The organism is Mycobacterium sp. (genome assembly GCF_049673265.1).
In the GTDB taxonomy this organism is placed as follows: Bacteria; Actinomycetota; Actinomycetes; order Mycobacteriales; family Mycobacteriaceae; genus Mycobacterium.
This window is the reverse complement of record NZ_JBATXN010000365.1, coordinates 1-13,050: the sequence shown is the minus strand read 5'-3', so window position 1 is coordinate 13,050 and position 13,050 is coordinate 1. Positions and strand designations below refer to the sequence as shown.

Below are 13,050 nucleotides of genomic sequence, written 5' to 3'. Positions count from 1 at the left end.
GATCTTGGCGTCGCGGATGTACTGCTCGATCGGGTAGTCCTGCAAGAAGCCGGACCCGCCGAAGGTCTGCAGGCTCTCGGTGAGCTTGGCGTAGGCCTGCTCGGAGCCCACCCCCTTGACCACCGGCAGCATCAAGTCGTTGACCTTGACCGCCAAGTCGGCGTCCACACCGTGCACCGCCTTGGCTACCGCCGCGTCCTGGAAGGTCGAGGTGTAGGTGTACAGCGCACGCAGACCCTCGGCGTAGGCCTTCTGGGTCATCAGGGACCGACGCACGTCCGGGTGGTGGGTGATGGTGACCCGCGGCGCGGTCTTGTCGGTCATCTGGGTCAGGTCGGCGCCCTGCACACGCTCCTTGGCATAGGCCAGGGCGTTGAGGTAGCCGGTGGACAGCGTGGCGATGGCCTTGGTGCCGACCAGCATGCGGGCGTTCTCGATGACCTCGAACATCTGCGCAATACCGTTGTGCACCTCGCCGACCAGCCAGCCCTTGGCCGGAACGCCGTGCTGACCGAAGGTCAGTTCACAGGTCGCGGACACCTTCAGGCCCATCTTGTGTTCGACGTTGGTGACGAAGACGCCGTTGCGCTCGCCGAGTTCACCCGTCTCGAAGTCGAACAGGAACTTGGGCACGAAGAACAGCGACAGGCCCTTGGTGCCCGGTCCGGCGCCCTCGGGGCGGGCCAGCACCAAGTGGAAAATGTTCTCGAACATGTCATCGGAGTCGCCGGAGGTGATGAACCGCTTCACCCCGTCGATGTGCCACGAACCGTCGTCTTGCTGGACGGCCTTGGTCCGGCCGGCGCCGACATCCGAGCCGGCGTCCGGCTCGGTGAGCACCATGGTCGAGCCCCACCCGCGCTCGGCGGCAAGGATCGCCCACTTCTTCTGCTCTTCGGTGGCCAGGTTGTAGAAGATCTGGGCGAATCCGGCGCCGCCGGCGTACATCCACACCGCGGGGTTGGCGCCGAGCAGGTGCTCGTGCAGCGCCCACAGCAGCACCTTGGGCATCGGCATGCCGCCCAGCGCCTCGTCGAGGCCGACCTTGTCCCAACCGGCGTCGATGACCGCGCGGACCGACTCTTTGAAGCTGTCGGGCAGCGTCACGGAGTGCGTTTCGGGGTCGAAGACCGGGGGATTGCGGTCTCCCTCGACGAATGAGTCCGCGACCGGGCCCTCGGCCAGCCGGCTCATCTCCGTCAACATCTCGCGGGCGGTGTCGACGTCCAGATCGCTGTACGCGCCTTCGCCGAACGACTTGTCAACGCCGAATACCTCAAACAGGTTGAATACCTGGTCGCGGACGTTGCTCTTGTAGTGGCTCACTGGTTCCTCCTCGATGAGAACGCCACTTGTGGTTGGGTACTAAGGCTAAGTTACCCACCAGTAACACCGTAAAGCTATACCCATGAGTAACTCGATTGCAACCGAGTGTGAGCTAAATTTCACTGGCTAATTAACCAACCGGTTGGCTTCGTGCTGATCGGGACCACGGCGTAGTGCCTCACCTGCGGCGATGACGGGTAGGTGACAACTGTGTCGACGGTCACCTCCCTGCCCGAAGTAGACCTGAGCCACCCTTCTGGCCAACTGCGGAGACGCGCCTTCGCGAGGCGGCCCACGAGGTGGGATTCTTCTGGCCAGCCGGGTGCTGGCGGCGGCGCGCCGGTTGTTTGCGCTCCCACAAGAGGAGAAGGACGCCATCGCGATGGTGGGAAGTCCGCATTCCGTGGCTACACGCGGTTGGGTGGCAAGCTGACCGGCGGCCAGGTGGACTGGCTATCTGTGGCTGCAGGGCCCCAACCAGTGGCCGGCAGGGTTGCCCGAGTTGCGCGGGGGGATCATCGCCGAGTGGGACGCGGCGCTTGCCGCGGGGGCCCGCACGTTGTTGGGCCATTTTGCGGCGGCCCGGGGCAGTCCGGCGGACGTTTTCCAGGACGCCTTCGCCGCGACACCGGCGACGCTGCTCAAGATCGTGCGCTACGTCGCCGCCCCGCACGGCTACTCGCCGGGCGAGTAGGGTCAGTAATGCAAAAATCCGTCGATGCGAATGAAGCCCGGTGAATACACCTGAGAAGCTGACGCCGTCGTCACTACGCGAGGCCTTCGGCCATTTCCCGTCTGGCGTGATCGCTATCGCGGCCGAAATTGACGGAGTCCGAGAAGGGCTGGCCGCCAGCACTTTTGTGCCGGTGTCATTGGATCCACCACTGGTGTCGTTCTGCGTGCAGAACACCTCGACGACCTGGCCGAAGTTGAAAAACCTGCGTGCGCTGGGCATTAGCGTCTTGGGCGAAGCTCATGACGAAGCCGCACGCGCACTCGCCGCTAAGACCGGCGACCGGTTCGCCGGTTTGGAGACCGTATCCAACAGCAGTGGTGCGGTTTTCATCAAGGGCACCAGTGTTTGGTTGGAAAGCGCGATCGAGCAACTCATTCCCGCGGGAGATCACACCATCGTGGTATTGCGGGTCAGCGATATTCAAATCGACGCGGACGTCGCGCCGATTGTGTTTCACCGCAGCATTTTTCGTCGACTGGGCGCCTAGCTACGGGCGCCTGCTCAGCTCGTCGCGGTAAGCCTGGACGCGATGCTCGAGTTCCGCGGCGTCCTGCTCGCGTCCCTCTTTGTGTGCGACGTCAGCGCGCAGCGAGAGTTCGCGGATTGCCGTTCGAATGTCGTTGCCGCTGGCGGGTTGTTTGATCGTCATGCCCAACCGCCTTTCGTGTCTTGCGGCGGGGCTCAAACCCTACGCAGCCCCGCTCGCCTCGGGCTTCAGGTCGGGTACCCGGATCAGCGGCGGCTTAACACCAGCTGCTCGTCAGCGACGGAACAACTTGTTGCCCAGCCACACAACCGGATCGTATTTCCGGTCGGCGACGCGTTCCTTCATCGGAATCAGTGCGTTGTCGGTGATCTTGATGTTTTCGGGGCAGACTTCCGTGCAGCACTTGGTGATATTGCAATACCCGAGGCCATGCTCGTCCTGCGCCTGGTTGCGTCGGTCGAGGGTGTCCAACGGGTGCATCTCCAGCTCCGCGATCCGCATCAGATAGCGCGGGCCGGCGAACGCCTCTTTGTTGTCGTCGTGATCACGAATCACGTGGCAGACGTTCTGGCACAAGAAGCATTCGATACATTTGCGGAACTCCTGAGAACGTTCCACGTCCTTCTGTGCCATCCGGTACTCACCAGGCTGTAGGTCCTTCGGCGGCGCGAATGACGGGATTTCCCTGGCCTTCTCGTAGTTGAATGACACGTCGGTGACCAGGTCGCGGATCACCGGGAACGTCCGGATCGGCGTCACGGTGACCACTTCGTCTTCGGCGAAGGTCGACATCCGCGTCATGCACATCAACTTGGGCTTGCCGTTGACCTCAGCCGAGCACGAGCCGCATTTACCCGCTTTGCAGTTCCACCGCACCGCCAAGTCTGGTGTCTGGGTCTGCTGCAGGCGGTGGATGATGTCGAGCACCACCTCGCCCTCATTGACCTCGACGGTGAAGTCCTGCAATCCACCTCCGGACGCGTCGCCACGCCATACCCGCATGGTTGCGTTGTAGGTCATCAGCCTCTCCGTCCTGGGTGGTCGGCCAGCTCTTCGTCGGTGTAGTACTTCTCCAACTCGGAGATCTCGAAACCCTCGAGCAGGTCGGGCCGCATCGGCACCTGGTCTTTGCGCGTCACCGAGATGTCGGGAATGACTTCGTCGCCGCCTGCGGCGCTGCAGGCCAGCAGTACCTTCCGCCACGACGCCTCCATCGATGGATGGTCGTCGCGGGTATGGCCGCCCCGGCTTTCGGTGCGCTCCAAGGCCGCCTTGGCGACGCATTCGCTGACCAGAAGCAGGTTCCGCAAGTCGATGGCCAGATTCCAGCCGGGGTTGTACTGGCGGTGTCCCTCGACGTGGATGTTCTTGAACCGCGCGCGAAGCTGGTCGAGCCGACCGAGGGCCTCGGTGATTTCCTCCGCCTTGCGGATGATGCCCACCAGATCATTCATCGACTGCTGCAGCTCCAGCTGCAGCGTGTAGGGGTTCTCCGCGGCGGCGCCGTTCGTCGGTGTCTCGAAGGGAGCCAGCGCCCGTTCGGCTGCGGCGTCGATGTCCTCGTCGGACACTTTCGGGCGGCTGCTCAGGGCCCGCACGTAGTCGGCGGCGCCCAGGCCGGCTCGACGACCGAACACCAGCAGGTCGGACAGCGAGTTGCCGCCAAGACGGTTGGAACCGTGCATACCGCCGGAGCATTCACCGGCGGCGAACAACCCAGGGACGGTGGCAGCGCCGGTATCGGCGTCCACCTCGATGCCGCCCATCACGTAGTGGCAGGTGGGCCCGACTTCCATGGGCTCCCTTGTGATGTCGACTCCGGCCAGCTCCATGAACTGGTGGTACATCGACGGCAGGCGGCGCTTGATCTCGTCGGGGGTCAGTCGCGACGCGATGTCGAGGTAGACCCCGCCGTGCGGGCTGCCGCGGTCGGCCTTGACCTCGGAGTTGATCGCGCGTGCGACCTCGTCGCGGGGCAACAGGTCCGGTGTCCGCCGGGCCGAGTCGTTGTCCTTGAGCCACTGGTCGGCCTCTTGCTCGGTCTCGGCGTATTGGCCTTTGAACACCGGTGGGATGTAGTCGAACATGAACCGCTTGTTCTCGGAGTTCTTGAGCACTCCGCCATCGCCGCGAACACCCTCGGTGACCAGGATGCCTTTCACGCTCGGTGGCCACACCATGCCGGTCGGGTGAAACTGGACGAATTCCATGTTGATCAGCGTCGCGCCGGCGCGCAGCGCCAACGCGTGGCCATCGCCGGTGTACTCCCAGGAGTTCGAGGTGACCTTGAAGGACTTGCCGATTCCGCCGGTCGCCATGACCACCGCCGGCGCCTCGAACAAGACAAAGCGGCCGCTTTCGCGCCAGTAGCCGAATGCTCCGGAGATCGCGTCGCCGTCTTTGATGAGCTCGGTGATCGTGCATTCCGCGAAGACCCGGATCCTGGCCTCGTAGTCGCCCAGCTCGGCGTAATCCTCCTGCTGCAGCGAGACGATCTTCTGCTGCATGGTTCGGATCAGCTCCAGGCCGGTGCGGTCACCGACGTGCGCCAGCCGCGGGTAGGTGTGCCCGCCGAAATTGCGCTGACTGATTTTGCCGTCTTTGAGGCGGTCGAACAGCGCGCCGTAGGTCTCCAGTTCCCAAACCCGATCGGGTGCCTCTTTGGCGTGAAGTTCGGCCATCCGCCAGTTGTTGAGGAACTTCCCACCGCGCATCGTGTCGCCAAAGTGGGTCTTCCAGTTGTCCTTCGGGTTCGTGTTGCCCATCGCGGCCGCGCAGCCGCCCTCGGCCATCACCGTGTGGGCCTTTCCGAACAGCGACTTACACACCACCGCAACCTTGAGGCCGCGTTCCCGCGCCTCGATGACCGCGCGCAAACCTGCGCCGCCGGCACCGATCACGACAACGTCGTAGGAGTGCCGTTCGACCTCAGTCATGAAACCTCGCTCATCTATCTGATCCGTGAAAAGGCTTCTCAGCCAACAAATCTCAGGTCGGGAATGGTGCCGCTGGCCACTAGCGCGATGTAGAAATCGGTGAGCATCAGCGTGCCGAGGGTGATCCACGCGTACTGCTTGTGGCGGGTGTTGATTTTGCTAACTTGCGTCCAAACCCAGTACCGCACAGGGTGTTTGGAGAAATGCTTGAGTCGCCCGCCGGTGATGTGCCGGCACGAATGGCAGGACAGCGTGTAGATCCAGAGCATGATGACATTGCCAACCATGATGACGTTGCCCAGGCCGAAGCCGAATCCACCGGGTCCGTGATCGGAATGGAACGCGATGATCGCGTCGTAGGTGTTGATCACCGAGATGATGCCTGCGGCGTAGAAGAAATACCGGTGGGTGTTCTGAACTATCAGCGGGAACTTGGTTTCGCCGCTGTAGTGCACGCGGGGCTCGGCTACCCCGCATGCGGTGGGCGACTGCCACACCGTGCGGTAGTAGGCGCCGCGGTAGTAGTAGCAGGTCAGCCGGAATAACAGCAGGAACGGCAGCGTCAACGCCGCGAACGGCAGCCACCATACATTCGGCAGGATCTGCGGCCAGAAGTCGCTAGCCCCGCCGCAAGCGTTACTGAGACATGGTGAGTAGAACGGCGTCAGGTAGTGGTATTGCGGGACGAAGTAGTAATTCCGCTGAAATGCGCGCGCGGTCGCGTAGATGACAAATGCGGCGAAACCCAGGTCGATCCGCAGCGGCGACATCCACCACCGGTCGGTGCGTAGCGTCCGTTGCTGGATGTGGGCGCGCGCGGGTGAAAAGACACCGGACGCAGAACGGTTCGCAGTGGGTGCGCTCATCTATTGTGATCCTCTTCGCGTGGCCTCGTCGGAGAGTACCCACAGCGAACAGCGCGCAGTCCCGCGGGGGGTTAGATCAAGAACGACTGTGTCCGCCGACACCTTCGTCGTCGACATCACGCCAGAATTCGGCGTCGTATTGGGTGTCGGGGATCGCGATTTTCTCTGCCGGTTGATCCAGGGTGTGCCGGGCCAGATCCAGCTCACCGGCGTCGATGTCGAGCAGCTCAACGTCGTTGAGGATTCGCTGAACGTCGTTGACCACCCGGCGCATTGCCGGAGTGTCGCGATACCGCGACCGCAACGACGTCACGCACCGCCGCAGGCCACCGATGAGCTCGTGCAGTTCGGCGAGTTCATTAGTGCTGGACAACGGATCTCCCTGGAAGTGAAGGTGTCATAGATCACAGTACGGCACCCGATAATATCCAGCACACGGCGACGGCGTGAGCCAGATCACGCCCGCAACTGGGAGGCAGCCAGCCATGCCGGCATCTAGCGCATTGGCCGATCGAGCTGTGGCGCTATTGGCGCTGCATCAGCCGGGCAATCCGGTGATTCTGCCGACGGTGTGGGACGCGTGGTCGGCGCGACTGGCCGGCGATGCCGGGTTCGCCGCACTGACAGTCGGCAGTCACCCCGTCGCCGACTCGATCGGCAAACCCGATAACGAGGGCATGTCGTTCGATGACCTGCTGAGCCGGGTCGGCCAGATCACCGCCGCGGTCGACGTCCCGGTGTCGGTGGACGTCGAATCCGGTTACGGGCTGCCGGCTTCGCGGCTGGTCGAGGGGCTACTCGGCGCGGGCGCAGTCGGGCTGAACATTGAAGACACCGTGCACAGCGAGGGCAAGCGACTGCGTTCGGCCGACGAACACGCCGACCTCGTTGCTGCGCTGCGTGCGGCCGCCGACGAGGCGAAGGTCCATCTGGTGGTCAACGCCCGGACAGATCTTTTCCTGCGCCAGGACGGTGACGAGTCGGACCGGGTTGAGCGGGCGGTGGCGCGATTGCAGAAGGCTGCCGTCGCCGGTGCCGATGTCCTCTATCCGGTCGGCCGCCATGACCCGGAGACGTTGCGGCGCTTGGCTTCTGAGTTGCCACTTCCGGTCAATGCGATCGCCCTACCCGATCAGGACGATCCCGCTTCCTTCGGTCCGCTGGGCGTGGGGCGGATCAGCTTCGGGCCGTTCCTGCAGGCTGCGTTGGGAACCAGGGCCAAGGAAATTCTGGCCCGTTGGGGTTAGCCGTCGACGATGCGTCGAATCCGGTGGAGCCGCTGGGCCCCACCGGATTCGAGTGCGCGAACTCCGCGAGCTACCTAGTGATCTCGATGCGCTGCGGCGCAGTCCCGGCGTAAGCACCGGTGACCCGCACAGTCAGCACGCCGGCGTCGTAGGACGCCGCGATGGCGTCCCCGGTGACGTGTGCAGGCAGCCGGAACGACCGGCGGAACGAGCCGTAGCGGACCTCGCGCAACATGCGGCCGTCCTTCTCTTCGTTGTGCTCGTCGCGGCGCTCGCCGTGGATGACGAGGCGGCCGTGATCAACCTCAACGTTGACGTCCTTGTCGACGTCGACGCCGGGCAGCTCCAGGCGCACTACCGCGTCCTCGCCGTCCTTGACGATCTCGGCGGCGGGGCTGAAGCCATCGGCGACCGGCTTGAGCCAGTCGGTCACAGGGGCCGGGCCAAAGAAATCGCGCATCCAGCGGTCGACGTCCCAGGCGGGTCGTGACCACAAGGTCAGGTTGCTCATTCGTATCTCCTCGTGCTTGGTGGTTGCCGACGCTTTGCCGGCCTACCCGTACAAACATGAGTCGACCACGCTTAAGTTCCACCTGGTTGTTCGCCTTCAGCGAACGGCGCCTGATCAGGCCGCGTCGAAGCTGTCATCGAACGTCAGCCGGTAGCCGCGCTTCACGACTGTCCGCGACAATAGCCCTGTCACCCAACGCTTTTCGTGACGGAAGCACGCCGGTGATCGTTACCAGACGTCGCCGTCGCGCCAATCGCAGGCCAACTCTGCGGTGGGGTCCAGGCTGATCCCGACCGGCAGCACGAACACCGAGCCGTCGTCGTCGGGAGTCCGCGTGGCCCCGGCGGGCGCCAGCACCGACGTCGGCCCGCGCCACGGCAGCCAACCCCGCAACGTGTAGAGCCGCCTGCCCCGATCTGAGGAGCTGAGCGCGCCCAGCTGATAGCTGCCGCGGATCACTTGCTCGCAGGCATCGAGTATCGCGATCGCCAAACCTTGACCGCGCCAGTCTTCCCGCACGGCAACGGCTTCGACGTATCCACAGCGCAACGCGGCACCGCGGTAGAGCAGGCGGCGTTGGACGACCGCTCCGTGCGCGATGATCGCACCGCGATGCCAGATCAGGGCGTGCATCCCGCCGAGCGCGTGGTCCCAGTCGGTGTCGGTGAATTCACCCGTGAATGCCCCGCTGACCATCTCGTAGGCGCGCTGGCGGGCCTCGCCTTCGAGGTCGGCGGTGTGAAGCAGGCGAGCGGTGTGTACCTGGGTGTGCACACTGCTGGTTTACCAGGTGGGCTAGCCGACCGCCATCGGAGCTGAGGCGCCGGAACTAGCGGCCCGCGCACCCCTGGGACGCGACCAATGCAGCCGCACGTACTGCCCGGGACGTATCTGGGCGACCTTGTTGATGTCTTCGTCCGCGATCACACCGACCACCGGGTAGCCGCCGGTAACGGGGTGATCGGGACCAAGGATCACCGGTAAGCCGTTGGGCGGCACCTGGATCGCACCGCGGGTGGCTCCCTCGCTGGGCAAGACCCGATCGGGCGCGCGGTACTGCAGTGGGCGACCCTCCAGCCGCATCCCCACTCGGTCGCTGCGATCGGAGGCCATCCAGATGGTGTGCACGAGGGCGTCCGGATCGTCGAGCCAGTCGTCTCGCGGCCCCGGCACCACCAGCAGCTCCACCAGATGCTCGGAGATCGGGGCCACGGGAGCCTGGTCGAGTTCGGGATACTCGGTGGTGTGTTCGCCGACCGGCAGGACGTCACCGGGTTGTAGCGGCAACGGGCCGATTGCCGACATCACGTCGTAGCTGCGGGAACCCAGCACCGGTGTCACGTCGACACCGCCACGCACCGCCAGATAGCTTCGCAGTCCGGCGTGAGGGATGCCGAGCGAGATCACCTCGCCGTCGTGGACGTGCTGAATACTGTTGCTGCCGAACGGGATTCCGTCGACGCGCGGGTCGGTGTCGGCGCCGGTGACTGCGATGTCGACGTCGCCGCCGCGGACTCGAGCCGAGAAGCCGCCGAAGGTCACCTCGATCGTGGCGCGGTCGTCGGGGTTGGCAACCAGCCGGTTGGCCAGCGTGTGGGAGCGTCGGTCGGCGGCCCCCGATCGGGTGACGCCGATATGAGCAAGGCCCACGCGTCCGAGGTCCTGGATTAGGGCCAGCGGGCCGGTACGCAAGATCTCCAGGGTCGTCATCGACGCTCTCCCTTCTCCCGTCGCCCGCCTGCCGCTACGCGGCTCGGAACTGGACCCACATGCCCGGCGTAAGCAGCGCCGGATTCGGACGGTCGATGTCCCACATGACCGCATCGGTGCGGCCGATCAGCTGCCATCCGCCGGGGGACCGGCGCGGGTAAATTCCGGTGAATTCGCCGGCCAGGCCCAGCGCACCGGCCGGAACGGATGATCGCGGCTCCGCCCGCCGGGGCACGGCTAGCCGCGGGTCACCGCCGACCAGATACGCGAAACCCGGTGCGAATCCGCCGAATCCGACTTGCCAGGGAGTAGCGGTGTGCGCGTTGATGACTTGTGCTGTGGTTAACCCCGTACGGTCGGCCACTTCGGAAAGATCGGCGCCGTCGTAGACGACGTCGATCGTCATCGGCTGCTCCGGCGAGGCGGTCGATTCCATCTCGGAGGCCACCTGCAACGTGCGCAGCCGACGGCGGACTGCGCTCTGGCGGCGACGGCCGTCGAGCTTCAAGAGCACCGTGCGCGAGGCCGGGACGATGTCGAGCACACCGGGCAGCGCGGCCTCGCGCAGGGCAGCCGTCCAAGCCAATACCTCGGCGGTGTTGTCGAACTGCAACAGCAGCGCCTGATCGCCATAGTCCAGAACCGTGTCAACCACGCTCAGATCCATCGCCACGCTCATTACTCGACAGTAACCCGTTGGCCGGGACTCAAAACCAGATTTTCGAGCACTGCCAGAACTGCCTTAGCCAATGCTCATGCGGTACGGGCAATCGGGTTAGACCGCTCGTCCTAATGCAGGATATTGCCGATCAGCGGCGGCAACTGATCGGCCACCAGCGGGTAGCTCAGCGGCGACGCGAACGCGATCGCGCCGGCCTGGTCCTTAGTGGTGAACACGCTTCGCGCACGGAGTGCGGCGACGTCAGGATTGGCCAGCAACTCCGCTTGATCGCCGTCGGTCTCAGTCGTCCAGATCAGTAGGTCGACGGCATCGAGAACCGGCTTGATCTTGTCCCGCGGAATGAACGCGCGCTGCTCATCCACGGCGAACGTGGCGATGTTGTTCGCAACGGCCAGACCCATTTGGGTCAAAAACTCGGTGGGCCAACCGGTTGTCGCGACCACGTTGTCTTGGTGCAGCTTGCCCTCCAGCAGCAGCACAGTCTTGTTTTTGAACTGCGGATACTTATCTGCGGCAGCGGCGAAACTCTGGTCGACACCATTGATCAGTGACTTCATCTGGTCACGCTGAAAAACCGCCTGACCGATCGCCGTCGCCTGGTCCTTCCACGGCTCGAAGAACGCGTAACCGTCGGACTGCGCAAGCGTCGGGGCGATCGCGGACAGCTTCTGGTAGGTGTCCTGATCGACTCCGGCATCGGTCGCGACTATCAAGTCGGGTTTCAGACCGGCGATCTGCTGCACCTGAATTCCGTTGTCCAAGTTCAAAACAACGGGTTTGGCGTTACCGAGTTTGGGTCGGGCCCACGGCCACACACCGAACGGCTGGTCGCCGAACCAGTTGGTGACCGCGACCGGCACCACGCCCAGCGCCAGCAGGTCGTCCTGCCCGGTGAAACCGGCGCTCACCACCCGCTTGGGCGGCGAGGGGACGGTCGTCTCACCGAAGACGTGCTTGATGGTCACCGATCCCCCGGCGCCACCGCCGGCGGGCGCCGGTTTGTCCGACGAGCAGGCCGGCGGAGCCGCGACCACGAGCAAGCCCACGGTGGCGCCGGCGTGCAAAAACCCGCGCCGACTCCATTGCTCTAGCATCGCGTGAGCCTACAGCGCTCGCTCAGGTCAACGGCATACCGGCGTCGACGAAGTCCAGCGCGCGGGACACGGTGTCGCTGGCGGCCGGACCGGGCTCGTAGACGGCCATCATCGCGCCGGTGAGGGCTCCGGCGAATACCCGTAGCTCGAAATCGCTTGCGTCGCGGCCGATTCGGCGGCCGACTGCCTCGGCGAACGTGGTGATGGTGCGGTAGTACTCGTCGTACATGGCCGCTTTGAGTTCGGGTATCGAGAACATCAGCCGTTGCCGGGTGTCCTCGAATTCCCGTTGGTCGTCCGACAAGGTGGCGATGACGGCCTGGTAGGCGCGCCGTACCGCCTGAATAGGCGACAACTCGGGCGGCTGCTCGACCAGGGCGGTCAGGATCACCGGGTCCATGTCATCGGCGAGCAACACGGATTCCTTGGTCGGGAAATATCGGAAAAACGTGCTCGGCGATACCTCGGCGGCCTCCGCGATCTGCTCGACGGTGGTGGCGGCGTAACCGTACTCTTCGATCAGCCGAAACGCCGCCTGCCTGATGGTCCGGCGGGTCTTGATTTTTTTGCGTTCCCGCAGACCGGGAGTTTGGTCTTCGGCAAAGCTGTTCATCAACCGTGAACCTTCACCACTGGTCACCCAACCGCTGAAAAGGAATCGATTTGGAAATCAACCGATTTGGCGCTGAGCTGACTGTACCGAGCATCCATGCACAGGGCGTGTGCGGAGTTAGGTGCCGCATCCGGCAACACGAAGCTTGATCACCCTGTCGTTGCCGCGGTCGGCGACGTAGACGTTTCCGGGTCCGTCGATGGCCAGCTGCAAGGGCGTGTTGAGTTCGGTCAGCGCCAGCGGGGTCGGGGCGTTGGAACCGGAAGTCAACTTCAGCACCTGATTGTTGTCGTGTTCGCTGACGTAGACCGTGCCCGCACCGTCGACCGCCACGCCCCAGGGCACGGTGAGACCCGTGAACGGCAGCACGGTCTGGTTGTTGGACCCCGCCTCTAACTTCACCACCCGGTTGTTATCGGTGTCGGCGACATACACGTTGCCCGGACCGTCCACCGCCACGCCGTCGGGATTGTTCAGACCATTGAATGGCAGCACAGTCTGGTTGTTCGACCCGGCCTCCAATTTGACCACCCTGTTGTTACCCCGGTCGGCCACATACACGCTGCCGGCGCTGTCCGTCGTTATGCCCTCGGGGTAGTTGAGGCCGGTGAACGGCAGCACGGTCTGGTTGTTCGACCCGGCCGCCAACGTCACGACCCTGTTGTTGAAATCGGTGACATACACCGCTCCGGCTTTGTCCACCGCGACCCCCTGGGGCTGGTACAGGCCGCTGAACGGCAGCACCGTCGGGGTACTAGACCCGGGTGCCAACTTCACCACCTGGCCACGCATGGCCTCATCGGCGACGTAGACGGCGCCGGAGCTGTCCACGGCCACCCCGC

Annotated in this window: 15 protein-coding genes and 1 pseudogene; 3 read left to right on the top strand and 13 right to left on the bottom strand. The window is 64.3% G+C overall.

Translation table 11 applies throughout. The features are described 5' to 3' along the window. On the bottom strand, nucleotides 1-1,326 hold a 1,326-nt coding region (locus WBF82_RS12730), incomplete at its 3' end, for an acyl-CoA dehydrogenase family protein (RefSeq protein WP_424383380.1). Nucleotides 1,327-1,554: 228 nt separating this feature from the next. Between WBF82_RS12730 and WBF82_RS12725 the strand changes: the two are divergent. Both WBF82_RS12725 and WBF82_RS12720 read left to right on the top strand, forming a co-directional pair. After that, nucleotides 1,555-2,002 (top strand): annotated as a pseudogene (locus WBF82_RS12725) (2-oxoglutarate and iron-dependent oxygenase domain-containing protein); the annotation flags it as partial. A gap of 58 nt (nucleotides 2,003-2,060) precedes the next feature. Beyond that, nucleotides 2,061-2,549: a flavin reductase family protein gene (locus tag WBF82_RS12720; protein ID WP_424383379.1), complete on the top strand. Its 489-nt coding sequence runs from the start codon at nucleotides 2,061-2,063 to the stop codon at nucleotides 2,547-2,549. Here WBF82_RS12720 and WBF82_RS12715 read toward each other — a convergent pair whose 3' ends face one another. From WBF82_RS12715 to WBF82_RS12695, 5 genes are all read right to left on the bottom strand, one after another. After that, complete coding sequence (locus WBF82_RS12715) at nucleotides 2,550-2,711, bottom strand: hypothetical protein (protein WP_424383378.1); 162 nt, start codon at nucleotides 2,709-2,711, stop codon at nucleotides 2,550-2,552. 111 nt (nucleotides 2,712-2,822) lie between these two features. After that, entirely contained in the window at nucleotides 2,823-3,569 is a 747-nt protein-coding gene (locus WBF82_RS12710; protein ID WP_424383377.1) for a succinate dehydrogenase/fumarate reductase iron-sulfur subunit, read from the bottom strand. Next, entirely contained in the window at nucleotides 3,569-5,485 is a 1,917-nt protein-coding gene (locus tag WBF82_RS12705) for a fumarate reductase/succinate dehydrogenase flavoprotein subunit (protein WP_424383376.1), read from the bottom strand. Before WBF82_RS12705 ends, WBF82_RS12710 begins: the two co-directional genes overlap by 1 nt. Nucleotides 5,486-5,523: 38 nt before the next feature. After that, nucleotides 5,524-6,351: a hypothetical protein gene (locus WBF82_RS12700; protein ID WP_424383375.1), complete on the bottom strand. Its 828-nt coding sequence runs from the start codon at nucleotides 6,349-6,351 to the stop codon at nucleotides 5,524-5,526. 76 nt (nucleotides 6,352-6,427) lie between these two features. After that, on the bottom strand, nucleotides 6,428-6,724 hold the full coding sequence (locus tag WBF82_RS12695) for a hypothetical protein (RefSeq protein WP_424383374.1): 297 nt from the start codon (nucleotides 6,722-6,724) through the stop codon (nucleotides 6,428-6,430). Between the two features lie 112 nt (nucleotides 6,725-6,836). Between WBF82_RS12695 and WBF82_RS12690 the strand changes: the two genes are divergently transcribed. Further along, nucleotides 6,837-7,598: an isocitrate lyase/PEP mutase family protein gene (locus WBF82_RS12690; protein WP_424383373.1), complete on the top strand. Its 762-nt coding sequence runs from the start codon at nucleotides 6,837-6,839 to the stop codon at nucleotides 7,596-7,598. A gap of 70 nt (nucleotides 7,599-7,668) precedes the next feature. Here the strand turns inward: WBF82_RS12690 and WBF82_RS12685 are convergent, their stop codons facing one another. The 7 genes from WBF82_RS12685 to WBF82_RS12655 all read right to left on the bottom strand — a co-directional run. After that, nucleotides 7,669-8,109 (bottom strand): Hsp20 family protein, encoded by a 441-nt coding sequence (locus tag WBF82_RS12685; RefSeq protein ID WP_424383372.1) that lies wholly within the window; start codon nucleotides 8,107-8,109, stop codon nucleotides 7,669-7,671. 228 nt (nucleotides 8,110-8,337) lie between these two features. Further along, entirely contained in the window at nucleotides 8,338-8,883 is a 546-nt protein-coding gene (locus WBF82_RS12680) for a GNAT family N-acetyltransferase (protein WP_424383371.1), read from the bottom strand. A gap of 21 nt (nucleotides 8,884-8,904) precedes the next feature. After that, the gene (locus tag WBF82_RS12675; protein WP_424383370.1) at nucleotides 8,905-9,819 is read right to left on the bottom strand and encodes a 5-oxoprolinase/urea amidolyase family protein; all 915 of its coding nucleotides are present in this window, start codon (nucleotides 9,817-9,819) and stop codon (nucleotides 8,905-8,907) included. A 34-nt stretch (nucleotides 9,820-9,853) separates the two neighbouring features. Continuing rightward, nucleotides 9,854-10,498: a 5-oxoprolinase subunit B family protein gene (locus WBF82_RS12670; RefSeq protein WP_424383369.1), complete on the bottom strand. Its 645-nt coding sequence runs from the start codon at nucleotides 10,496-10,498 to the stop codon at nucleotides 9,854-9,856. Between the two features lie 110 nt (nucleotides 10,499-10,608). Further along, entirely contained in the window at nucleotides 10,609-11,595 is a 987-nt protein-coding gene (locus tag WBF82_RS12665) for an ABC transporter substrate-binding protein (RefSeq protein WP_424383368.1), read from the bottom strand. A 22-nt stretch (nucleotides 11,596-11,617) separates the two neighbouring features. Beyond that, the gene (locus tag WBF82_RS12660) at nucleotides 11,618-12,208 is read right to left on the bottom strand and encodes a TetR family transcriptional regulator (protein ID WP_424383367.1); all 591 of its coding nucleotides are present in this window, start codon (nucleotides 12,206-12,208) and stop codon (nucleotides 11,618-11,620) included. 117 nt (nucleotides 12,209-12,325) lie between these two features. Continuing rightward, on the bottom strand, nucleotides 12,326-13,050 hold a 725-nt coding region (locus WBF82_RS12655; RefSeq protein ID WP_424383366.1), incomplete at its 5' end, for an NHL repeat-containing protein.